General features: G+C 59.5%; 18 protein-coding genes and 3 pseudogenes. 10 read left to right on the forward strand and 11 right to left on the reverse strand.

Going from position 1 to position 23,022, the window contains the following annotated elements:
• Positions 1-332: 332 nt before the first annotated feature.
• Positions 333-1,100 (reverse strand): hypothetical protein, encoded by a 768-nt coding sequence (locus EYW47_RS27980; protein WP_133198091.1) that lies wholly within the window; start codon positions 1,098-1,100, stop codon positions 333-335.
• Between the two features lie 823 nt (positions 1,101-1,923).
• Positions 1,924-2,463: a hypothetical protein gene (locus tag EYW47_RS27985; protein WP_133198092.1), complete on the reverse strand. Its 540-nt coding sequence runs from the start codon at positions 2,461-2,463 to the stop codon at positions 1,924-1,926.
• Between the two features lie 744 nt (positions 2,464-3,207).
• Here EYW47_RS27985 and EYW47_RS27990 point away from each other — a divergent pair.
• The gene (locus EYW47_RS27990) at positions 3,208-3,858 is read left to right on the forward strand and encodes a hypothetical protein (RefSeq protein ID WP_133198093.1); all 651 of its coding nucleotides are present in this window, start codon (positions 3,208-3,210) and stop codon (positions 3,856-3,858) included.
• Positions 3,859-3,918: 60 nt separating this feature from the next.
• Here EYW47_RS27990 and EYW47_RS27995 read toward each other — a convergent pair.
• Positions 3,919-4,672, reverse strand: a pseudogene (locus tag EYW47_RS27995) (IS5 family transposase); the annotation flags it as partial.
• A gap of 466 nt (positions 4,673-5,138) precedes the next feature.
• Positions 5,139-5,468 (reverse strand): annotated as a pseudogene (gene rdgC, locus EYW47_RS28000) (recombination-associated protein RdgC); the annotation flags it as partial.
• Positions 5,469-5,752: 284 nt separating this feature from the next.
• Between rdgC and EYW47_RS28005 the strand changes: the two are divergent.
• From EYW47_RS28005 to EYW47_RS28015, 3 genes are all read left to right on the forward strand, one after another.
• The gene (locus EYW47_RS28005; RefSeq protein WP_133198094.1) at positions 5,753-6,187 is read left to right on the forward strand and encodes a hypothetical protein; all 435 of its coding nucleotides are present in this window, start codon (positions 5,753-5,755) and stop codon (positions 6,185-6,187) included.
• Between the two features lie 151 nt (positions 6,188-6,338).
• Positions 6,339-6,989 carry a hypothetical protein gene (locus tag EYW47_RS28010; RefSeq protein ID WP_133198095.1) on the forward strand — a complete coding sequence of 217 codons (651 nt, stop codon included), beginning with the start codon at positions 6,339-6,341 and terminating at the stop codon, positions 6,987-6,989.
• A gap of 286 nt (positions 6,990-7,275) precedes the next feature.
• Positions 7,276-7,920, forward strand: coding sequence for an ankyrin repeat domain-containing protein (locus tag EYW47_RS28015; RefSeq protein WP_133198096.1), 645 nt, complete (start codon positions 7,276-7,278; stop codon positions 7,918-7,920).
• 796 nt (positions 7,921-8,716) lie between these two features.
• On the opposite strand, the gene EYW47_RS28020 is transcribed toward EYW47_RS28015, so the two are convergent.
• Entirely contained in the window at positions 8,717-8,932 is a 216-nt protein-coding gene (locus EYW47_RS28020; protein WP_133198097.1) for a DUF3820 family protein, read from the reverse strand.
• Between the two features lie 279 nt (positions 8,933-9,211).
• Here EYW47_RS28020 and EYW47_RS42495 point away from each other — a divergent pair, with 279 nt between their 5' ends.
• The 4 genes from EYW47_RS42495 to EYW47_RS28035 all read left to right on the forward strand — a co-directional run bounded on the left by EYW47_RS42495 (position 9,212) and on the right by EYW47_RS28035 (position 12,355).
• The gene (locus tag EYW47_RS42495; RefSeq protein WP_276322965.1) at positions 9,212-9,340 is read left to right on the forward strand and encodes a hypothetical protein; all 129 of its coding nucleotides are present in this window, start codon (positions 9,212-9,214) and stop codon (positions 9,338-9,340) included.
• Between the two features lie 103 nt (positions 9,341-9,443).
• Positions 9,444-9,950 carry a papain-like cysteine protease family protein gene (locus EYW47_RS28025; protein WP_165976694.1) on the forward strand — a complete coding sequence of 169 codons (507 nt, stop codon included), beginning with the start codon at positions 9,444-9,446 and terminating at the stop codon, positions 9,948-9,950.
• A gap of 42 nt (positions 9,951-9,992) precedes the next feature.
• Positions 9,993-11,006 (forward strand): hypothetical protein, encoded by a 1,014-nt coding sequence (locus EYW47_RS28030; protein ID WP_133198099.1) that lies wholly within the window; start codon positions 9,993-9,995, stop codon positions 11,004-11,006.
• A gap of 644 nt (positions 11,007-11,650) precedes the next feature.
• Complete coding sequence (locus EYW47_RS28035; protein ID WP_133198100.1) at positions 11,651-12,355, forward strand: LuxR C-terminal-related transcriptional regulator; 705 nt, start codon at positions 11,651-11,653, stop codon at positions 12,353-12,355.
• A 43-nt stretch (positions 12,356-12,398) separates the two neighbouring features.
• On the opposite strand, the gene EYW47_RS28040 is transcribed toward EYW47_RS28035, so the two are convergent.
• On the reverse strand, positions 12,399-14,345 hold the full coding sequence (locus tag EYW47_RS28040; protein ID WP_133198101.1) for an ATP-binding response regulator: 1,947 nt from the start codon (positions 14,343-14,345) through the stop codon (positions 12,399-12,401).
• Between the two features lie 69 nt (positions 14,346-14,414).
• Positions 14,415-16,364, reverse strand: coding sequence for an ATP-binding response regulator (locus tag EYW47_RS28045; protein ID WP_133198102.1), 1,950 nt, complete (start codon positions 16,362-16,364; stop codon positions 14,415-14,417).
• Positions 16,365-16,957: 593 nt separating this feature from the next.
• Between EYW47_RS28045 and EYW47_RS28050 the strand changes: the two genes are divergently transcribed.
• Complete coding sequence (locus EYW47_RS28050; RefSeq protein ID WP_133198103.1) at positions 16,958-17,311, forward strand: DUF4148 domain-containing protein; 354 nt, start codon at positions 16,958-16,960, stop codon at positions 17,309-17,311.
• A gap of 70 nt (positions 17,312-17,381) precedes the next feature.
• Here EYW47_RS28050 and EYW47_RS28055 read toward each other — a convergent pair whose 3' ends face one another.
• From EYW47_RS28055 to EYW47_RS28070, 4 genes and pseudogenes are all read right to left on the reverse strand, one after another.
• The gene (locus EYW47_RS28055; RefSeq protein WP_133198104.1) at positions 17,382-17,618 is read right to left on the reverse strand and encodes a hypothetical protein; all 237 of its coding nucleotides are present in this window, start codon (positions 17,616-17,618) and stop codon (positions 17,382-17,384) included.
• 10 nt (positions 17,619-17,628) lie between these two features.
• Positions 17,629-18,165 (reverse strand): annotated as a pseudogene (locus EYW47_RS28060) (sigma-54-dependent Fis family transcriptional regulator); the annotation flags it as partial.
• Positions 18,159-19,727, reverse strand: a complete 1,569-nt coding sequence (locus EYW47_RS28065) for a methyl-accepting chemotaxis protein (RefSeq protein ID WP_133198105.1) — start codon at positions 19,725-19,727, stop codon at positions 18,159-18,161. The pseudogene EYW47_RS28060 and the gene EYW47_RS28065, both read right to left, overlap by 7 nt.
• Before the next feature lie 201 nt (positions 19,728-19,928).
• A complete protein-coding gene (locus tag EYW47_RS28070; RefSeq protein WP_133198106.1) occupies positions 19,929-20,606 on the reverse strand; it encodes a TetR/AcrR family transcriptional regulator in 678 nt (225 codons plus the stop codon).
• A 63-nt stretch (positions 20,607-20,669) separates the two neighbouring features.
• Between EYW47_RS28070 and EYW47_RS28075 the strand changes: the two genes are divergently transcribed.
• On the forward strand, positions 20,670-22,799 hold the full coding sequence (locus EYW47_RS28075; RefSeq protein ID WP_133198107.1) for an alpha/beta hydrolase fold domain-containing protein: 2,130 nt from the start codon (positions 20,670-20,672) through the stop codon (positions 22,797-22,799).
• Positions 22,800-23,022 lie beyond the last annotated feature (223 nt).

A 23,022-nucleotide genomic window follows, 5' to 3' on the forward strand; every position in this document is an offset into this window, starting at 1 on the left:
GCCGTCGATGCGCACCGTGTACATATTTCGGGACCGCGTAGCGATGGTTCGCTTCAATTGGTATTGCCGACATTTTTCACCTCGACCACCGGGTCGTGCGAAGGACAGGCGCACCGGTCATTCGTATTGTTGTCAACACCGAACCGTCTCGAACCACTCGAAGTCCGATAGAGGCGTCGACCTCCGCTAGCGCTTTTCGTTCGCGGCGGATTCCACATCGCGGCTAACACGTGATAGTTTGGCAGGCAGTAAGCTTTACCACGGCACGTACCGTCGTGGCGATGGCTGGATGCGTCGAGGATTGGATACGGCACGGATTAAAGCATCATCGATTAATTTCTAGCAAAACTATCAATCAAGGCAACAATCCTGCCCTCTATTTCAGGCCATTTATAAAGGTCCTTCTTTGTATAAGTAGCACTCGCCATCACGTGGAGTTTTGGCACAAGGAAACGCTGCTGACAAATGTCGAAGGTGCTAAAAGGCGTCACCCGCATTCGAAAAGTCTGGCAAAAAATAGTCGTATCTGTCGTTTTGTCGTAAAAATACTCGACATGCCCATACATTTGTTCCATTCCGTCATCAACGCTTTGCACTGATTCGAAATGCATTAAGTTAAATGGATGATTCTTATCGAGAATGTACGGCCCCCACTCCGGAATCATGTCGGGACGATCCTTGTCCAGGTTGAGGTGATAGCGTTTATCGAGAGAAACCATCAACCATGATCTCATGAACATAGTCTGTCGACTGGCCACGAGCCAATCTTGCTTGTCTTGTTCCGTTCGTATCGGCTGCAAGTTTGACATACGCAGCAGCATGCCAAACGTGTCAATTTCCGGATCTTTGTGAGCCGTTTGCGCAATCCCGGAAATATCAATCCGCGGCTCGCCCTCATGAATCACCGGCGCGAACAAATAATATCGAGGTATCTTTAAATTGACTCCGTTCATGACACCAAAAACGAAATCGCCCGCATCAGACGTGTTAGCCGGATTCTCGGTCCCCGAACAAGCATCGAATTGCCAAAAACTAGCTGCGGCAATCGAAATCAGAATTAACGATTTCAACCTTTGTGTCATAGAATTTCTGATGACCATTTTTTGATGCTTTCGATGATGTCGTTGCTACGACTTCCTCTACACTCACCGTGATCTGTTCCCTCTTAACGGTGAGCCGCTACGAGCGTTTATGAGTCTAGCGCGCTCGTGAGTATGATCCGGAAGCTCGGGTAAGTTTGTTTAAGTGCGGAGCGCATCGCCCACACGCTCGCAGGGACCGTGCAGGCCATACCCACTAGTATGCCGAGCACTGGGTGATGACGTCCAACACCCAGCGCGCCTTCCACGACGCCCACGAAAAAGCCGACAATGAACGCCAGAAAAAAGCCAACGAGCACCGCTCGCCAAGCAAAAGCCCACCAAACACGAGTTGCCGCACCCCACGTCCAGTCGTCCTGCCTCACGGTACCCCTCCACGTCGTCTTTTATGTATTGAATATCGGCAGATTCGCCTGTGGCTTTAGGTGTGAACTAGGTCGTGGAGCGCCTGCCGCGCCATGATACGCGTGCGTACCGACCAGATGCGGTTAGCGCCGTCCGCGCGCATCCGTAGACCGCATTGATTCTGTCACCGTTACGCCGGATGATTGTGTCACTACGCGCCAGACTACCGCCCCCCGGCGCCCGAAGAGCTTGGTCGCCAAGTTGCATGGCGGCCGCGCGCCGACGGGTGCTGGCCGCCCGGACGAAGCGCTGCCGACCGTCGAGGCGAACTGCCGGTGCCGGCCACTTTGGGGCGTTCGACTTGGTCTCCAAGATCAACGACAATTTGTCGGAAGTGTCCTGCGGCCGCCAATAGTCGGTCGCCACTTCGCGCTGTCAGTGCGATCATGGCCGCGCGGGATGCCGACCATCTGCGCTTTTATTGTTGGGGACGCATTGCAATCATTTTCACCATCACCGACGAAGTCTCGCCTTTGATGATGGATCGCAGTATCAAGGTGGTGCCCGGACCTGAGATCCCGTGCCACTCGCTCGTTCTCGCGCCACTTTGATCGGTTTGCGGGGTAGCCGGCGGCAGCTTCATACCATCGATTAAAGCAGTGCGGAACCCGTCCACATCGGGCACCTGAGCAGCAACTGCGCAACTGGTTGCGACTCCTTTTGTACCGTCCATCTCGTCCAGCAGGAGGGCGAAAGGACCTGTCGTTAGCCCCCCTACCCACATTTTGTGTCGAGTGACGCTGCCGTTCGTGCCAGGCGCCGACGTATCGCCCTGAAGGTGCATGTGCATGGCAGTCGCTTTTGCATCAACATGCGAAAACACCGGGAGTTCGAGATTACACATGACCTGAAAAGCATCAAGCACCGAATGATCGCGATCCTTTGGCTGTGACGCAGGCTGCGCTCCGGCACAAAACGGGATCAGGAGAAGTGTGACGATGAGCTTTTGGATTCTCATTGATGACGTCATTTGATTTTGGGCGAGGTGTTTCAGGGCCAAATCCGCATTGGATCGTAAAAACAATGACGGATACTGTCATAAGGTGAACGGCCGTTTCCGGAATATCTGAAGGACCGCTCAGGGTCGACTACGGAAGTTGGCGGTTGATGCTGCAGCGCACAACCAGCGCTCATTGCCGAACTTCCGAGTCCGGCCCGCTCCCTCAAGCGTCTGTGCAAGCCACCATCGCACAAGGCACCGACCGAATTGACGCGGAGAGCTCGTCGCCCCCTCGCCGTCAGGCAAACAAGTTTCCACCCAACCCCTGCCAACTCGACGGGTGTTCTCCGCCCCTGTCGAATATAAATTCCCAGCGTCCTCTCAAGAGTTGGAGTGCCCGCTCGATACGGAGCGGTTCGGCATGCATGAGCTCAGGTTTCAATTATTCGCCGCGCCGCTCGTCTTATCGGTGTACGAGCCTGCGCAGGCCTGCCACGCGTCCGGAGGCATCTTGCTTTATGCCCCGTCCGGATACCCGGCCCCGATTGCGTTCCCTGTGGACGGCATCCGGGATTCCTGCCGCGGCATCCGATGCGCCCGCTGGTGAGCGCCCGATGGCCCTTCCTGCCAACGCACCGCGCCGCGGCGCCATGCCGGAGCGGTTTCCCTCGCCGGCTGCTTGCGCGAGTCGGCTCGTCTTCGATTCTATGCACGCGCTGTTGGCCGAACAAATGGAAGCTTTCAACCAAGGAGAAATGGGAAATGGAACGATTTGGAAATGTAGCTGTGCACACCGGGGATGTGCTTTTGAAAGTCTCCACCGGCAATGTTACCCATACGATAATTCAGATCGGTCAGAAAACGGGAGCGAGTTCTGGTGGATTTTCAGACATAGTCCACGCAGCCATTTATGTAGGCTCGGTGGCGGGTCACAGCAAGGCGATCGCCGAGAGCGTCGGCTCGGGTTTGAGATTTCTTGAACCCAATGCTAATTCCCATTATTCGTGGCACGTATGGCATCTTGGAGGCAATCAGGCCTTGCGACACCTTGCAGCCGATCTGGCTGCAAATCTGGTGGAAAAAGCGGGAACCGACAATGGCTTTGGCAGCTATAGCCAAGGAGGCGCAACCATTTCGGCCTACAAAAGCGGCAACGTAACCAAAAACCCTGTTTCGGGCACGTTGGCGGAAGACATGATGAATGATTTCACAAGCCCGAACGGAACGACCCGATCATTCTTCTGCTCGAATTTTGTTGTCCTTGCATATTCAATGGCAGCGCAAATGCTTGGACTTCCCGTAACAAGCGGGATAAATCTCAATTACAAATATACCAGTCCGGCAGAAATGCAGAAATATTTCTCAAGAAATCACTCCTGGGTAAATGCCGGGGTTATCAATGGCGCTTATTGATGGCGCGAATAGAGTCCGCGAACCGATCGTGACACTGACCAAGAGTCGATAACTGAAGTCATCAACAAAGCGAGAGCTGATGATGGCAGCAGCCAGAGAGAGAAACGCGGTATGAATGTCGAGGCGCGGCTCGAAGCGGATGCGCAGTTTGCCGAAACCAGCAAACCAGGCATGCGTGCGTTCGACCACCCAGCGATGCCGCCCGAGTCGCTCCTTGCTTTCCACGCCGCGCCGAGCAATGCGTGCCGTGATCCCGCGCTGTTTCAAGTACGGCCGGTAGCGGGCAAAGTCGTAGCCCTTGTCCGCATGCAGTTTGTCCGGGCGCTTGCGGGGCGGGCCGTTCAGACCAGACACTGCGGGTATCGCAGCAACCGTGGGCTCGAACGCCATCGAATCATGCCGGTTGGCGCCTGTTACCGTGATCGCCTGGGGAATACCTCTGGCATCTACGACGATGTGCCGTTTCGTCACGAGTTTGCCGCGGTCCGTTGGGTTGGGGCCGGTTTCCTGGCCCCCCGGGGGCTGGGAACGCTGGTCGCATCCAGACTCGCCCGTGCCCAATCAATCTGGTCATGTTCGTGTAACCGGCGAAGCATTGCCAGATGCAGTTTGTCCCGCACACCCGCTGCCTGCCAGTCTCGCAACCGTCGCCAGCAGGTCATGCCGCGACCGAAACCGAGTTCCGTGGCAGGTCTCCCCACGGAATGCCTATATGCGGAACATACAAAATGCCGTTCAATGCCGCTCGGTCATCAACCGTACGACGGCGACCGCCGTTGGGCGACGGTGTGAACGCCGGAACCAACGGTTCCAGTGCCGCCTATAGCTCATTAGTATTCTTTCGTCTTGTCATGCCGCCGGAATATGGCGTTCAGGAACGAATGTCCAGGTTGTGTTAGCGACTCTAAATGAGCACTATTTCAGGGAACTTGCCAAATAGGTTCGCTGAACGGAGTCAAAGGCGAGGCGTCATGGATTGACGTCGTTGGCCCGCCTCTTCGCGCCTAGCCCTTACTGGCGCGGCAGATCTCGCCAACACTCGATTTGGTGACTTCGCGATACTGCGGCCCGGAATCGAGGGTGTGAGTTCACTGGTCTTGGAAGCTAACTTCTATCTGCTCCCCGACGGCGCCTCAGCAATTCGCTACATTGCGGACGAAGAACCCGGCGCCCCTCAACGTCGGTTATGGACGAGAATTTGGCGGCCGAAACTGAGTTCGAATGTCCGTTGCACCTTTGCAAGCTGTCGCAACTCCCGTCGGGTCGAACGGCGGATGTGGGTCGGTAACCTGCTCCTTGAGTTCGCGCAGCTGCTTTCGCCCCAGCTTGAAGCCCTGCTGCTCCTCGACTTCAAGCGCCCGGGCCTTGGCCACCTGATTGACGACCGACGCCGGGAGCAGCCTCTTTTCGGCACGAAACATGAGAAACATCTGCCGGTTGGTCGAATACACGAGCGACCCGTCGTCACGCGGCGATGTCCATCCGAAGCGCTGCATCTCGACGCTGTTGCCCGGCTGAAACGCGTGGGGCGTCAGCCATTTTTCCATCTGATCGGGGGTAACGGCCCAAGGTGCCGGAAGACGATGAAGCTGAAGATTTTTGAACCACATGGGAGTACGGGCAAAGTGCACCATTCTAGATGACGGTGACTCTTCCCGGCCAGTTCCTGCCACGCGCCGGCGTGCGCCCGCAGACGCTCAAACGGCCGAACCTCAGCAGGCAGCGGACGTCCACTCGCCATCCCTCTCGTCGGGCCATCGGCCACTTTCGCTTGTGTTCGTCACCTCCCTGGCTAGAGTGAAAAGTACCGTAGGGGCCTGCTTGAGGGCGGTCGGCCGTCGCGAATCGCGCGGACGGCCGACGGGTGCGCAAATTGCGCCAACCAGGAGATAACATGAAACGCTTCATCGGGAGGCTCGGAATGAGCATTACCTCGAGGCTGACGCGGTGCACTGCGGCAGGCGCGGTTCTGCTGGCGTCCTCCGTCTTTTTCCCGTCAGCGGATGCCCAGCCCGTTACCACGGGTCCACTCAGCATCACCGGGTCGGCCGTCGTCCGCGGGCCGTTGACCGTCGATGGCTCGCTGACAGTGGCCGGTGACATCTACGCCCGCGGGCCGATCACGGCGGCCTGGATTGAACGGATTCCGCCCAACGATCCCGCCGTACGCAGGCGCCGGGGAGAAAACACGTTCGATGGCCCGCTCACTGTGCACGGTCCGCTGATCGTGCACGGCGATCTGGAAGTGGATGGTCCGATCACCGTCGGCGGCCCCGCTGGTGCTGTCGGGCGCGTGGATGCCGAGGGGCCGATTACCGAGCGCCGTTGAATGTGCGTCGGGCGAGATGTCTCGAGGATTGTAGCGATGCGAATGGCGCAGAATACAATCACGAGCACATTCAAGCGCGTGAAAGGACGTTGCGCCTGATTCCGGTCGTTAGGGCCTAGCGTTAGCGACAACCTTGCTACAGAGAGACAAAATGAAAAAAGGAAGGACGAAACTTACCCGGCATGATGCTGAGCGCCTTTTCGAGGGTTTGCCCGCAGGGAACGTGAGTGTATCGAGCCGGCCCGTGAACCCATTTGAGCCAGGGGCGTTCGACGTGGACAAGCGCGTCGGCGTCAAAGACGAAACCAAACTCTGGAAAGACAACCTCATTACTCTTCCGATGGCGATCGAATTGCCTGCTTGTTACGCGTCGGTGGCTCGCATGCGCGAGGCGATAGAGCGGGCGTGGCGCGTGAAATGGATGAGGGAAGGTAAAAACGAGGTTGTCACCGATTTCCCTGAGGGGTGGACGGCCGTTCGCCCGAAAAGCGGACCCATCGAGCTGCGGGATCCCTCCGGCGTTGTCCGCGCCTTATACGGGTGGGCCGAGGATGCTGAGCTCAGGATTCTGCCAAGGTATCTGGTTGAGTCGCAGGCGAACAGTTCAAGCGGACTAGGCAGCTTGCTGGTCCGCGATCGCGGGAACGGTCAAATCCTTGAGCGGTCGTCGATCTGGTCCGCTCAAACAGGTGTCAACCATCCAGATTGGACGAGGTTGTCACAGTGGCTCAGCCAACGCTATCCAGAACACCGCGATCCGCTTCGGTACTGGGATGATTGCGAGGACAACATTCAGAAATGAATTGGCTTTTTGGCTGCTTTGTTTTCGCGTCTACCTAACCCCGCTTGACGGAGCCGAAAGCAGGGCTCACCGCTTGACCGGACTTCCGGGTTCGACCACTGCCGAAGCGGGCGCGCTGATGCTCTCAATCGCGCCAGTGCTTTCGCTTGCCCGATTCCGTTCGACAAACGAGATTGACCTGACTTACGCGGTCACCGGGGTGCGAATGTCGGGAAAGCATTCTTTAGCGGTATTGCCGTAGCCTATATCTGAACAAGGGCGGTATCGGTCGAGCGCGGGAGCGAGAATGGGCAAGCCTTCCAGAACAGCGTTATTCTCCGCGGTCCGTATCTGGGACTGGCCAACAGTCGCTGCATTATTAGCTGCGGCGCCTGAGCTCGTCGCGGCAAGTGACCCAAATGGAAAAACGGCTCTGCATTGGGCGTGCTCGGTGAAGTTTGGCAGCAGCCCACAACTGGTTGAGCCGAATGGCATCAAGACCGTCGAAATCTTGCTCGACGCAGGTGCGGATCTCGAACAGGCCGTGCCGATGGATGAGGACGAAGGCGATTTTCGCGCCACGCCGCTATGGTATGCGGTTGCCCGTGGAGAGAATTTGCCCCTCGTCGAGTTCCTTCTGCAGCGCGGCGCCAACGCAAGCTATTCGCTTTGGGCGGCAGTATGGCGTGACGACGATCTCGTATGCCGCGCATTGTTGAAATCCAGACCAGAGCTGAATCTCAAGGCACATGGCGAGACGCCGATTTTTTATGCAGCGAGGCTCAAGCGACTCGCCACGCTGGCCCTGTTGATCGAAGCCGGAGCGGATCCGTCGATTCCCGATTCTGCAGGTCGGGACAGCGTGGCGATCGCTCGGGAACGCAAATTACCGGAGGAGATTATCGAACAGATGGTTTCTCTACAGCGGCGTAAGCCAGGCGGCCGTGCATGATTGGGAAATCGCGACGGGCGCTTTAGGGGCGGTAGCGGGCGGGTCGAGATGGAGCAGGCTTGCCACGGCTAACATCAGGACATCGCAGACAGCGCACGGGATGGAGTAGACACTTCAGTGCCGCCACCACCGCGTGGGGAGATCGGATGAACTGGCCGCTCACGCCATGACCAACCCGGGCGGGCGGTGCCGCTCAGTCGCTCGAAGCGCCAAAGCAGCGGCCGCACGACCGCGCCTGGCCCAGTCGCAGGCGGCCGGCACTGACTGTCGCCTCACCGCCGCACTCGCATCGGCAAACCCACAAGCCATTGCCAGCGTACCGCTCCGTCGTCAACTGGCCGAACACCTCGCCGCCCCGCAGCGCAGGCGAGCCCGGTCGTGAGCGCCATACCCGACGCTGCTCAAGGCAGCCGCAATCCCGTGTCTGGCCGCGCTCCACCGCATCCAGCCCGGCGCTCACATGGCCGCCGCACTTGCACCTCCAGAGCCACACGCCGGCGCCGCAGTACTGAAGCGCGACAAGGTCGCCGAACCTGCGGCCAGTGACATCGCGGCTCGGCGGAAAGGGCCATGCAGGCGGCAAAGGGGGAGGGATACGCGGATTCACGACAGGTCAATGGGATTCGGCATTCTGCCTTCAAGCATAACCGCTTTCGATTCACGGCCTCGCGGCTGGGCAAAAAGTGGGGATAGAACGGTCCTGTACGGTCGATGTGGCGCTGCATCGTTTCGGCACGTGCGTGCGCATTATGGCACCTCGCGCATGCGGCGCTGTGCCGACGGCGTGTGTTAGGCGTTACCTGCGTTCGCGCAGCGGCTCGAGCAAGCCCCTCAAGCCGTTATGGTCCATCTCGTGCATCAGCGCGAGCAGGCGGCCGAGTTCGCCCCGCGGAAACCCCTCGCGTGCAAACCAGTTAAGGTAATTGCCGGGCAGGTCGGCGATGATTCGGTCTTTGTATTTGCCGAAGGGCATGGTGACGCTGACAAGGCGTTCGAGGTCTTGAACTTGCATAGGCATATTATGCCGGGCTTTTCGGTTCCCACGCGCCCGGCACGGCGTGCTACAGCATGCTGGCGGGTCCAGGACTTTCAAATCTGCGAGTTCTCACTCGCGAGCCGTTCGGCAGCAATGCAGCGCTCGACGCGAGCGCGCGAAGTCCTGCTGCGGCGCGTGGCTTTCCCGTTGGCAGAGTTGCGGCAACCTTCGATTGCCGCCGCCTCGTGCTGCCGCCGGAAACGCTCGACGAAACACGCGTGATCGCAATGCGCTCGATGCGCCGGAAACGAGTGTGTGATCTGGCCGAAGCCGGCTGCCCTCGCGCGCGTCGAGCGCGACCTGAAAAGCGGGAAGTACGGTGCGCTTTTTCAGCGCCCGCACTTCTGGGACGCGTATTTTCTGGCGAGCGATGGGGCGCGCTGAATGGCCATCTGTTCGCCCGACAACAATCTCAACCACCCGCGCCGTCGCCCACCAACGAGATGTCCTACTATTCCTGGTGCCACTTTGACGCCGGGAGATGGTCATGGCCAATTCTGAACTGGTCGCTGTCGACAGTGACGGTAACTATCAGTTCGTCTGGATGCAGGAACTCCGTTTCTCTTGTGGACCGGCCTGCGTCTACATGATCGAGCGAATAAAAAAGCAGGCATGCCCCGCAGGAGGGGAAGAGCGAATCAGACAAATAACAGCGCTACTTCCGGAGGGCTACAGTGAGGCGCAGGGAGGAACACAGTCCTACAATGCGCTCGCCCTTGCATTGCAGGCAATCGGTTTCAGTGCGACAGCGATATTGATCGAGCATTTTCGTGACTTTCTCGCTTTGGCTTCGTTTCCATTCATCACCCGGATTGGATGGCCAGACGGCAGCGGGCATTTTGTCGTATGCGTTGCTTGCACGCGGAACGCTGAACTGGTCTGTCTTGATCCATGGGGTGGCCTGACGCAGCCTAAATTGCAGTTCATCCCGGTGTATCAGGTGCTTTACCAGAAAGGCGGGGTATTCTCCGGCCACACAGTGGTTCTGACCTAGAAAGTCTCAGAACGTCTCGCTGTTTCGATAGGAGGCCGCTCAATGAACAAACTCAATCTTGCGGCGCGCCAGAAGTTGTTCGCGAAACATGCGAAGACTCTCGAAACGAAAATCCACTACTTGCAGTTTCCAACTCGGATTATCCCAGCCGGAGCAACTGTCTTTCGTTTCGTCGAACCGCGGGACCTCGATTATTCTGATCTTTTCCGACAGCTCGATCCGGATCCGGTTGGGCAAAAGCAAGGCTCGTATTCGTTGATCAACCGCTGGAGCGGCAGAAAAGCGGACGGTATAAATCCTGGAGTCACCGCCTCATATTGGGGATCGCTTCACGGCATGTCGGCCGAAACGTTCTTCTACAGTTGCATGAAAGGCTACCACCCAAGCATCGGACCACGCCAATTGCTGCCTCCGATGACGCCGCTTGTGGTCGCAGGGGCACAAAGCTGCCTGCCCTACCATGCCGAGCAGGGTGTGCCAAGTGAACTGCCATTTAGCGGCAATCACAACAAAATTTACGACATTCTGGTCGCAAAGACCATACGCAACATTGAAGTTGCCGACATGGACGTGACGAGCGATGGCTTCAACGAGTGGAATCGTCGCATTACGCAGGCGTTCAGGACGGAACTGGACGCTCTTGAGTTCAAGGACTTCGCTGCGGCCATCGGCGACAGCGAATTCAAGGAGCTTTCACGACTCGTTGGAAACGCGGCGTATGCCAACGGACACGAAGGCCTTGGAGCAAAGAGCGTGCGGCGGGAGGTCTACAACGCCGAGGGCTTTGATCGAACACAGGCCAATAATCTGATCATTTTCGGTAAAGACCGTGAGCCGTTCACGGACAAACTCGTTGGCACCGGCGTGATCGAAATCCGTCCGGATCCGGTAGCGGGTGCGCAAGCCACTATTAAACCGATGACGGTATACGGCGCGAAGGAAGAGCGCGGCCTCGTCGCGCTAAGCGGCTCCAGGCTCCCAACCTCCACTGGGCCATCAAGCGATATCTTGGCAGCGGCCTCGACAGCCGCTCAAGGTACAGAGGAGCCCAGCTAGTCCTGGCACGCACAACTGCGCTTTTCCGGACCAGGTTGATGTTTCCTGTATCCTGGGCGCCGGTCGTTCGAGTCAACTCCGACGACAGTCCCTTGTTGGCAGGCTGCCGTCCGATGCTAATCGCGTGTCGTGTGGTTCGCACCTCGGCGGCGGTGGTCGGTAGCATGCGACCCTAAGCGGCCTCACACGCTAGCGCAAGGACGACGGCGCTTCCAGGGTGCAACGGTCATTCAACGCCGCCTGGTAGCGGGAGATGTAACGCACGACCGTTGGATGCGGCGTTCTGCGAGAGTTGCGGCACGCCGGTCCGCCGCGCGGACCAGGTGCCGGGCGCATACGTCGACGCACTTCGCGCATGTACGGGGCACCGAACTGTCTGTACGCCGCAGACATTCAACGACGTAGTTGTCGGCGCGCCACCACCACTCTGCGGATCGCAGCCATGCCAGCGGCTGCCGCGCAGGCCCGATTCGATCGTGCAACCTCGCGTGCCGCCTCGGGCGCGGCACACGGCACGAACATGGCATACCCCGTGCTAAAGGTTCTGCGGCTTTCCCGATATGCTAAGCTTTTAAGCAGCGCTGCGCGCAGATGTAGCGTGCGATCGATTGCTTTTCTCGGATGTATGAAGAGGAGAAGCGACCATGAAAATACTATGGGTCGATGACCACGAAATTCTTTGCGTCGCGCTTTCCGAATATGTCCAGACACACGCGTCGGAGCTGAGCGCGACCCCGATCGACATCACGCCCGTCTTTACGCTTGCCAGCGCGCTTGAAGAAGTCAACAAGACGCCTCCACCGGACCTGGTATTCCTGGATCTCAATCTCGATGGCGAGAACCGTGGCGCGGCGACACTCGAGCATTTCCAGGCCGGAAATCCCTCCAACGTTCCCGTGGTCATCTGCACAGGACTGGCCCCTGGAAGCGATCATGAAGTTGAAATCTTGCGAATGTGCATGCGTGACTACGCCGCTCGAGGAATCTTGTTGAAAGGAGGCGCGCACAAAAAAATGTTTGTTGGACTGAGCAGGATCTTGGGAGGTGAGATCTGGATTCCGGAAGAAGTCTTGCTCCGCTTTGCCTGCTCGACACAAGCGCCCTCGGCTAACCGGAATCAGCATCATCTTGGGCTTTCTCCGCGGGAGTGGGACTTGGCGCGTTGCATTGCACGTGGCCTCTCGGGGAAACAGATCGCAAGAGAGCTTGGCGTTTCCGAGGGACATGTCAGGCAGGTTTCTTGTGTTATTTACGACAAACTTCAAGTCAGAAACCGCGTTGAAGCGGCACTTCGAGTCAACGCCGAGCTAGCCCTTGGAAGAGGGGAAGCCGATACGCGATTGCCGTAACGATCTCTGCTACACCGCGCTCCATGTTCCCCTGCCATCACTTTTAACCGCTTTCGGTTGACGTTTTGGGCTTATGTTTTGCAAGTGTCGTCAATAAGGTTCGTTCCGAAACCGGTTTCGACAAAAGCTTCATGCCACTGGCGGCGACTTTCTTGAGAACAGCCGACGAGGTGTCGCCCGACCACAGGATCGCAGGGATCGAAGCGTCAGTAGCTGCGCGGACCGCCGTGATCGCAGCAATACCGTCCTCGTTTTCCAGCCGGTAGTCGGAGAGGATGAAGTGTGGGCCGCTTGCCAAAGTCTCGATGCGCAACTTCTCGATGACGTCGGATGATGATGCCCCTGCCACGACATAGCAGCCATGCTCGATCAGGCGCATCGATATTTCGATCCTCAAGTCGCGATTGTCTTCGATGATTGCCACGACCATATTGGTCAGATTCGGGTCGCCGTCTTCAACCGTTTGAACCTCGAGCAACTCCGGCGGTATGAGTCCCATGAACGGGACCGTAACCGAAAAGCGCGATCCCCGCCCTGGTGTCGAGTCCACGTCCAGCTTGTGACCCAGAAGGTTCGCGAGTCCCTGGACAATCGACAGACCCAGGCCGAACCCTTTTTCGCGATTCCTCTCGGGATTGCCGACCTGTACATAGCTCTTGAAGATATCCGCCTGTCTGCCTTCAGGGATACCGATCCCGTTGTCCCACACGCTTATCCTTATGCGGCTGTCTCGCCTCTGGCAACTCACCAGGACATGCCCCTTCTTGCCTCCCTGCTCGCAAGGCGTGTAACGGACCGCATTGATCACCATATTCCTGACGATCCTGTCCAACGCGTGTCGATCCGTACGGACCAGATAAGGACGGCTATGGAGTCTTAACTTCAACCCCTTCGCCTCAGCCAGCGGCTGCATATCCACGACGATGCCGCGCAAGAGGGAAGGCAGCGCCACCTCCTGAACTTCTACATTCCAGGTGCCGGACTCGAGGCGGCAAATATCCAGTGCTCCGTTAATCATCCCTTCCATTGCATCCACTTGCCTTTGCGCAAGCGAGACGTCTTCGACCAGATGGGTCGATTTAATGCTCCGCTCGATGAAATTTAACTTCAGGCCGAGCGTGGTGAGCGGTTGGCGCAAGTCGTGGCTTATTGCAGCGATCAGCAGGTTCTTCTCCGCTTTTGCCGCTTCGGCCCGCTCTCGCGCCTCATCGATAATAATTTCTTTAACATATGCACGTTTCTGTGTGTAAAAAATGAACCACGCGAGGAAGCAATAGCCAACGAGTTGGGCCGTATAAAAAACCAGCATTGCTGGCCGGTAAATAAATAGAGGGGGTCCCAGGCTAAATCCGAACGGGATAGCACCAAGCACGAATGAACCTAAATTCGCACGAAGACTGGGGGCGAGCAGCAGCAAGGTAAATGTATGGCTGATTAGCGTGTACTCGAGGAAGCCAGAACTGGCCAATTTGATGTAGGGAGCGTGGTTCGAGAAATCGGGTGGGATTAGCCCAAAGCTACCCGCCGCCCACCAGAACGATGTCAACGTGACGGCTGCAGCCCATATCCAGTGCATCTGCTCGACCGCGTTGACGCTGACGCGCTTCGGGAGCGCCACGGTCTTTTTCAGCAGGTAGGCTGCCATGGGCGTGGCCATCCCCCACATTCCCAGGACCCAGACGATACGGAACCAACGATAGCTATCCGAGGTTTTGATCCACGATCCATATATGCACAACAGCGAGGCTCCGACCGACACTAGCACGGTCCAACATACCGCCCGACGGGACAGCGACTTCAATAACTTGCGTTTGACAAAGAGATTCTGCTCGGTGCTGAGTGATGCAACCGGTCCCAGAAAGGGATTCACCATTTCTGCGAATCGGCGGAGCTCGACTTTATGAGTCGTTTGACCCGCGCGCAGCGACGTTCTGGCATCGGGAGTTTCACCCGCGTCAGAATCACGTGGTATTCGAGTGAAGGACGCCATAGCAGGCCTCCGGGAGTCAAGTGCAGCTACGCTTCGTTGTGCTGATTTTGCGTTCCTCTGCCATCTCTTTCACGAGCCTTCGATCAATGTTCCTGGCTTATGTTCTGCAAGTATGGTCAATAAGGTCTGCTCCGAATCCGGTCCCGAAACAAGCTTCATGCCACTGGCGGCGACTTTTTCGAGCACCGCTGACGAGGTGTCCCCCGACCACAGGAGCGCAGGGATCGAAGCATCGGTAGCCGCGCGGACCGCCGTGATCGCGGCAATACCGTCCTCGTTTTCCAGCCTGTAACTAGAGAGGATGAAGTGCGGACCGCTTGCCAATGCCTCAATGCGCAACTGCTCGATGACGTCGGATGACGATGCCCCCGCCACGACATAGCAGCCATGCTCGATCAGGCGTATCGATATTTCGATTCTTGAGTCGCTATTGTCCTCGATGATCGCCACGACCATATTGGTCAGGTCCGGGTCGCCGTCTTCAACCGTTTGAACCTCGCGCAATTCCGGCGGTATGTGTCCCACGAAGGGAACCGCAATCGAAAAACGCGATCCCCGCCCGGGTGTCGAACTCACGTCCAGTTTGTGACCCAGAAGGTTCGCGAGTCCCTGGACAATCGACAGACCCAGGCCGAATCCTTTTTCGCGATCCCTCTCGGGATTACCGACCTGTACATAGCTCTTGAAGATATCCGCCTGTCTGCTTTCAGGGATACCGATCCCGTTGTCCCAGACGCTTATCCTTATGCGGCTGTCTCGCCTCTGGCAACTCACCAGGACATGCCCCTTCTTGCCTCCCTGCCCGGAAGGCGTGTAACGGACTGCGTTAATCACCATATTCCTGACGATCCTGTCCAACGCGTGCCGATCCGTACGGACCAGATAAGGACGGCTATGGAGTCTTAACTTTAACCCCTTCGCCGCAGCCAGCGGCTGCATATCCACGACGATGCCGCGTAAGAGGGAAGGCAGCGCCACTTCCTGAACTTCTACGCTCCAGGTGCCGGACTCGAGGCGGCAGATATCCAGTGCCCCGTTAATCATTCCTTCCATCGCATCCACTTGCCTTTGCGCAAGCGCGACGTCTTCAACCAGACTGGTCGATTTAAGGCTCCGCTCAATATAATCCAGCTTCAGGCCGAGCGTGGTGAGCGGTTGACGCAAGTCGTGGCTTATTGCAGCAATAAACTGGTTTTTCTCCGCCGTTGCCGCTACAGCCTGAGATCGCGCTTCCTCGAGAACAACCTCATTGACACACGTGCGTTGCTGATCGTTGCAAATAAACCATGCGATGACACAATAGCCAATTATTTGAGCCGAATACCAGTCAAACATTCCAGGCCGGTGAACGAATAGTAGTGGCGCCATGTTGAATCCGAATGGGACAGTGCCGATTACGAGTGCACCTAAAGCTGCACGAAAACTGGGCGCGAGCAGCAGCAAAGTAAATGCCTGGCTGATCATCGTCAGTTCCAGGAAGCCATACCTGGCGAACCTGAAGTAATAACCATGGAGCATCACGAAGTTGGGTGGGGTGAGCCCAAAACTGGCCGCTGCCCACCAGAACGATGTCAGCATGACCCATGCAGCCCATGCCCAGTGCATCTGCTCGACCGCGCTGACGCTGGCGTGCTTCGGGAGCGTCATGGTCTTTTTCAGCAAGTATGCGGCCAGGGGAGCGGCCATCCCCCACAGTCCCAGCATCCAGACGACACGGAACCAGAGATAAATGTCTGACGTTTTGATCCACCCGCCAAATGCGAACCAGAACGGGCTTCCGGCCAACAGTAGCGCGATCCAATATACCGATCGGCGGGACAGCGATTCCAGCAATTCGCGTTTGACGAGGAGGTTCTGCTCAGTACTGAGTGCTGCAACCGGTCCGACGAAAAGATTCATCAATTCAGCGAATCTGCGGAACCCGATAGCATGAGCCGTTTCACCCGCGCACAGTGATGTTCCGGCCCCGGGCTTTTCGCCGGCGTCGCCATCATGTGATAGTCGAGTACAGGACGCCATAACAGGCCTCCGGGAATCAGGTGCAGCTATACCCCATTGTGCTAGCGGTCCGCCAGCAAGTCGATGGACAAGTGTTCTGTTTTTTGCCGAACAAAAGTTCTGATCCGCGCACGGGGTCCCTGTCTGAAACCCGGGCTGCGTCGCGCTCCCAACAAGTCACGCTAGCGAATAATCGTCAATCGGCACCGAACATTTATTCGCCCGCAAAGGAACATTTAATGCCGAACATCAAATGATCGACGTCGCTACAACTGACACGGTTACACGCCGTAGTAATGCAAGATAATTCGATACAAGGAGGGCGTCAATCACCGCACAACGGCTCGCGTTCTACTCTTGTCGAATGCCTGTTACGAGTACGGCTCCAAAACCGGCCGATGTGGAAAACGCAGTGCGTACAAGCACGGTGTTTTCCACCTCACTTTGAGGGAGATTGACATAATCCGCAAACCGCCCCCGAGTCAAGCCGGCTAAGTCGCGGACGACTCCACACCCCATATCAACCACAACGTCCAGTTTGCCTGCAGAGCCGGCTACGGTGTTCTATTAGGTATCCAGATTATTAAGCGAGCAGCAAATCAAGGAGATCCACTATGAAAACCCTTGCTTGCCTTGTCATCGCCAGCTGTGCGCTGGCAAGCCCAGTCGTCAGCTTCGCTCAGAGCAGCGGGCCCGTCACCCGTGAGCAGGTGCGCGCAGAACTGATCCGTCTCGAGCAGGCCGGCTATCGCGTGGGCGACGACGACCAAACGAAGTATCCCGAGAAAATTCAGGCTGCTGAAGCGAAGGTCGCTGCACAGGACGGCCAAAAGGCGGGCGACAGTGACGTCGGCGGCACGACGATCAACGGTACCTCGGCTTCAGGCGGTGTCATGCAGGTGTCGAGGCCCTCGCCATCGTCGTGCGTCGGCCCCGCAAGTTACTGCAACCTTTTCTTCGGCAATTGACCGCCGATGGTTCGCCCGACAGCGCCCCGACGATCCGGGTAACCTGCCTTCGTCATGGTGTGTCGGGCGCTCAAGCGTCCTTGATTTGATCCAGCAAATGCCGCAGCCGTTGGGCCTGGGCGGGCACGATTTGCGGAGTGGACGCAATTCGCTTGACGCGATCGAGCCAATAGCGTCGACCGAAAACGGCGATGTTGTCGTCGACGGCAACGACGATCTCGAGGTGCGTAATGGCGCCATCGAGATTTTTCGCCGTATAGGGGCTCTCTTCCTGCGCACCGGATTTAGCGTCGTGGCGCGTCTTCACGCGCTTCGTATTCGGCTTCCGCGTTCATGCCTTGCGCGCTGAGATGGGCGCCGCGGAATATCTGGCCCATGCCGCGATAGAAAGCGAAGCCGTTGGCGATCGACACCGATTCGAGCTCGCTCGCGAGCGGCCCGCGTCGCGCCTGATCGTCGAAAAGGCAAGCGAGCCACGCGGCGCCCTGCAAATTGACGGCGTGCGCCAATGCGTGCGTACCCGGCTCGCCAGCGCGCAGGATCAGCATTTCCATCGCGCGCCTGGCCTGCCCGAACTCGCCGATCTGGTAGGCGGCCAGGCCTTCGAATGTCAACGCAAGGCTCGCAAGATCGATTCCCTGCGAACCCGTGCGCGCATCGTCTCTCGTCACGCCGATCAGATTGCCTCGCGCGAGGCAGGCGAGTGCTTCTTCGCTGTCGCCGAGCCAGTAGAGGGTGTTGGTCATGGCGACATGCGCTTCGTCGAGCGACACGCGGTCCCCGCTGTTCTGGGCGCGCTGCAGCATCTCCTGTGCGCTCGCGCGCGCCTGCTAGAGCTGGAGCGTCGTCAGCTGGGCAACGCCTCTTCGCGAAGCCGAAACTGCGCCACCGCTTCATTGAGCCTCGCGCTCTGTTCCTCTAGCGAGAGCGCCACGGCCGCTGCCTCCTCGACTAGCGCGGAATTGCGTTGCATTGTCTGCTCCATCTGCGTGACCGTGGCGTTCACCTGCTCGATGCCTGAAGACTGCTCTTCGGACGCGACGCTGATCTCGTTCATGATCGCATTCACACGCTCGACCGCGGTGACGAGCTCGACCATCGTCGAGCCCGCGAGCGCGACGAGGCCGTTGCCGTCTTCGACACGCCGTCCGGCGTTCCCGATCAATGCCTTGATTTCCTTCGCGGCGGACGCGCAGCGCTGTGCGAGTCCGCGAACCTCCGTCGCGACAACCGCGAAGCCGCGCCCCTGCTCACCTGCACGCGCCGCCTCGACGGCCGCGTTCAACGCGAGAATGTTGGTCTGGAACGCAATGCTCTCAATGACGCCGACGATGCCCGAGATTCGCGCGGAACTCTCCGAGATTGCCGACATCGTCTCGACAACACGCTGCATGGCCTCCCTGCCACGAGTCGCGATGCCGGCCGCGCCCTCGACATAAGTGCGTGCGTCGCGGGCGTTGGCCGCATTCTGGCTCACTGCCGCCGTCAATTGCTCGATGCTCGCCGCGGCCTGCTGCAGCGACGCGGACTGCTGCTCGGTGCGCGCGGAGAGGTCGACATTGCCGCTCGCGATCACGCGGACGTCGCCGACGATCGTTTGCGTGCTCGCGCGCACCTGGCTCACGGTCCCGATAAGGCCGGCCTGCATCTGCTTGAGGGCGTTCAATAGCCAGGCCATCTCGTTCTCGCGGGACGTCACGACAGTGCCCGTCAAATCGCCTTTTGCGATTCTTTCGAAGTGCTCAACAGCCAGATTGATCGGCTCGACGATCGCCTTCGCGAGCTTGCGCTGCGCGATGAAGCCGAGCACGACCGCGAGCGCGGCCACTGCGGCCATCCCCCAGACGATCCGTTGGAACTGCGCGGCGGCAGCATCGAAGCGGGCCTTTTCACGTGCGACCTGGAACGTTTCGAGCGCGCCAATCGCGTCCTGATACGCGACGAAAAGCGCCGGCGGCGCGGCCCGCTGCGTGTCGAGGAAATTGAATGCGTCGTCGTGGTCGAGTTGTGACATCGCCTTCAGGAAGACCTGGTCAAGCAGCGCCTGACGATTTTTCCGCAGCGTCTCGAAGAGGGCCTGCTCGTCGGCGTCGCGCTGGTGCAGGCGCGAGTAGGCCTCCAGTTCGTCGTTGCTCTGCGCAAGCAGCGTATGGAGCCGGGCGATCTCGTCCTTGGCGGACTGGCCGGCACTGATGATCTGTGCGACGTCGCTCAGGCGCTCACGCAGGACGAGCATTCGCTCGGAGCTTGTTTTCAGGTGCAAAAGCGACGCGGTGTCGTCGCGGTACATGGCCTCGAGCGAACCATTGCTCGCGTAAAGGCCGGCGATGCACGCGCCCACCACCAGCACGAGCAGCACCGTATAGGCGGCGATGGTCGCAAAGAGCCCGCCGCGTATGGTGAGTTGTTTTCGCATGAGCGTCCCCTTTGCCATGGCTGGGCGACGCCAGCGGCCGATGTGGTTTGCGGATCGACGCAAGGCGAGCGCCGCCGCACAACGTGTGGCGATCCTCGCTTGCGAACGAGTTAACGGCCGGACGGATGGGAAGGTTTTATCGTTACGCGACGCGGATATACACGATTGCGACAGGGGAGATTTTCTGAGAACACGTCCGCCTCACGACGCATCCAGCAACGCGCGCGTCTCCTCCGAAGGCGCCGACACGAGCACGTTTTCAAAACTATCCATCAAACTCGCCACCGCATAGCCGGGCGACCAGAGCCGCCCCGGCTCGCCACCGTCGCGGCTGGCCTCCCACGCCGCCAGCGCGGCATTGCCATAGATGCCCACGAGCGAGAGCCGGTGATCGATGATGGCCGGCGGGATCTGCGCAAGCAGGTCGCGCAGCAGCGCGTTGCAGCGCTGATAGCCCACGTTCCACTTGTCTTCCAGCGCCTCGCGCAGGAACGCGCGGTTGTTCAACTGCAGATTGGCGATCATGCGGATGTAAGTCGCCTGGCCCGTCCGATCGGCCAATTCGAACATCGGCAAGAGCAGGGCGCCCAATACCGCGCGCACCGTTATCCCTCCCTGCGCTTCCAGCCGGTCGACCCGCGCCTGGCGATCCTCGTCGATCAGGCGCGCGCCGTCGACGATCAATTCGCGCGCCAGCTCCTGCTTGTTGCCGAAGTAGTAGCGCAGCGAGGCGCTGTTGCGCTGTCCCGCCGCCGAAATGATGTCCTGGACGGACACGCCGTCGAGTCCTCGCAGCGCGAACAGCCGCTGGGCTTCCTCTTTCAGGCGCGTTCGCGTCTCGGCGCCATCCGAACGCAGGGTTTTTCCTGGTGTGGTCATTACTTTACCGTATCGAGATAACTAACTACACTGGGTTAATTAACCCGGTAGGAGAAACTTAGCATGAAAGTTGTAATCGCTGGAGGCGGCATTGGCGGCCTCACAACCGCTCTGGCGCTGCTGCGCCACGGAATCGAGCCGATTGTACTGGAGCGTGCCCCGCAGTTGACCGAGGTGGGGGCGGGGGTGCAGATCGCCGCCAACGGCACTATCGTGCTGCGCGAGCTGGGCCTCGAGCCCGCGCTGGCGAGCATTGCCACGGTGCCTTCGGGCTTCGATTACCTCGAGTTGTCGACGGGGCGGCGCCTCTATTACGCCCCGCTCGGCGAGGAGGCCGCCGCGCGTTATGGCGCGCTGCTCTATAACGTCCACCGCGCCGATCTGATCGACTTGCTCGCGAAGGCGCTGCCGCCCGGCGTGGTGCGGCTGGGCGCGGAGTGCGAATCGGTCTCGCAGGACGCGGACGGCGCCTGGGTCACGCTCAAAGGCGGCGAGGTGATTCGCGGCGACGTGGTGATAGGCGCGGACGGCATTCACTCGGCCGTGCGCACGGCGCTGCGGGGACCGGAGGAGAAGCAGTTTGCGAACATCCTGATGTGGCGCTCGCTGATTCCCGCGGAGCGGCTGAAGGGGCTCGATCTGCCGGTGGCGGGGAACAACTGGTTCGGCATCGGCCGCAATATCGTCTCGTACTGGGTGCGCAAGGACCTCTACAGCATTCTCGCCTCGGTGCCGGCCACCGAAGTCAGCCGCGAGTCGTGGACGCAATCGGGCGACGTCAATCAGCTGCGCCGCTCGTTCGAAGGCTCCGAGCCGACCGTCCAGCGGATGCTGGACGAAGTGGACTCGGCCTTCATCACGGGCATGTATCACCGCGATCCCATCGAGAATTGGGCGGTCGGCCGGATCGCGCTGCTCGGCGACGCCGCGCATGCGATGGTGCCGTATCTCGCGCAAGGCGCCTGCCAGTCGATCGAAGACGCCTGGGTGCTGGCGAGCTGCCTCGACAAGCACGGCAAGGCCGGCGTGCAGGTCGCGCTTACCGAATACGAGGCCCGGCGCCAGCCGCGCACGCGGCGCATCCAGGCCGGGGCGCGCTACGTGGTCGACTGGGCGCACGAGCCCGACGAAGCGCGCGTGCGCCAGCGCAACGGGCGGCTGAAGGGGCTCTCGCGCATCGATCCGCTGGCCGAGATTTCGTGGTCGTTCGCATGGGGCCACGACATTCTCGAGGCCGCCAAACTGCCGCCGGGCGAGGTCGTGGGGCTGAGCGCGGCGCGCGAAGGCAAGCGCATGGCGCGCGCCGAAAGCCAGCGCGCCTTCGATCTCTGGAAAGGCGTGTTCACGCCCGACGACGTCGCGCGCGGCGACCGTGGGCAACGCGCGGCCTACGAACGCTTCCTACTCACGCAGTTCCCGGCGCCCGCCAGCACCCAGGTGACCCCGGTCGATCTCGATGGCGTGAGCGCGTTGCGGGTGATGGCCGCAGGCGCCGGGCAAAGCGCCACCGTATTGCATTTCCATGGCGGCGGCTACGTGCTCGGATCGGCGCAGAGTTCGGTCGAATATGCGAGCCGGCTTTCGCGCACGCTGAACGGCCCGTGCTACACGGCCGACTATCGCCTCGCGCCCGAGCATGCGTATCCGGCGGCCATCGACGATGCATTTAGCGCCTGGCGCGGCCTGCTCGCAACGGGCGTGGATCCGGCCACGGTCTTCCTGAGCGGCGAGTCGTCCGGCGGCGGGCTCGCGCTTGCGCTGGCGGCCGCGTTGCGCCGCGCGGGACTGCCGTTGCCGGCGGGCGTGATCGCCATCTGCCCGATGACCGACCTCACGCTCGAAGGCCCCTCGATTCTTGCGAACTCGGGCGACGACCCGGCCGCGAACCGCGAGACGCTGGCCAACCTCGTGGCGTCCTACTTCCAGGGCCACGAGCCGACCGACCCGATGGTGTCGCCGCTCTTTGCCGACCTCGCGGACCTTCCGCCGGTGTATCTCGCCGCCGTGCGCGGCGAGGTGCTGGAGAGCGACACGACGCGCTTCGCGGAGCGCGCCAGGGAGGCGGGCGCGGACGTAACGTTGAACATGGTGGACGATTCGGTCCACGTCTTCACGTTGTTCCCGTTCTTGCCCGAGGCGGCCGCCACGCTGGAGGAAGTCGGCCTGTGGGGCCGCAAGCTGCTGCCCAAATGACGGGCGGCAGCCGCGCCGGGCTTGTGCCCGGCGCGGCTTGGCTGAGCTCGTCGTGCGTTCCCGACATCGGCTAACGGAAGGCGGGAAATGTAAATTTTCTGACTGTCCGAACAATTTTTCCCGGGCAACGTATGGCTGTGGGCGCAACGCTCACGCCAGGAGACGGGAAAATCATCAAGGACGTTCAGATTGGCATGACGAGCCTCGCCAGGTAGCGAGGACT

This window comes from Paraburkholderia silviterrae (genome assembly GCF_004353915.1).
Lineage (GTDB): Bacteria > Pseudomonadota > Gammaproteobacteria > Burkholderiales > Burkholderiaceae > Paraburkholderia > Paraburkholderia silviterrae.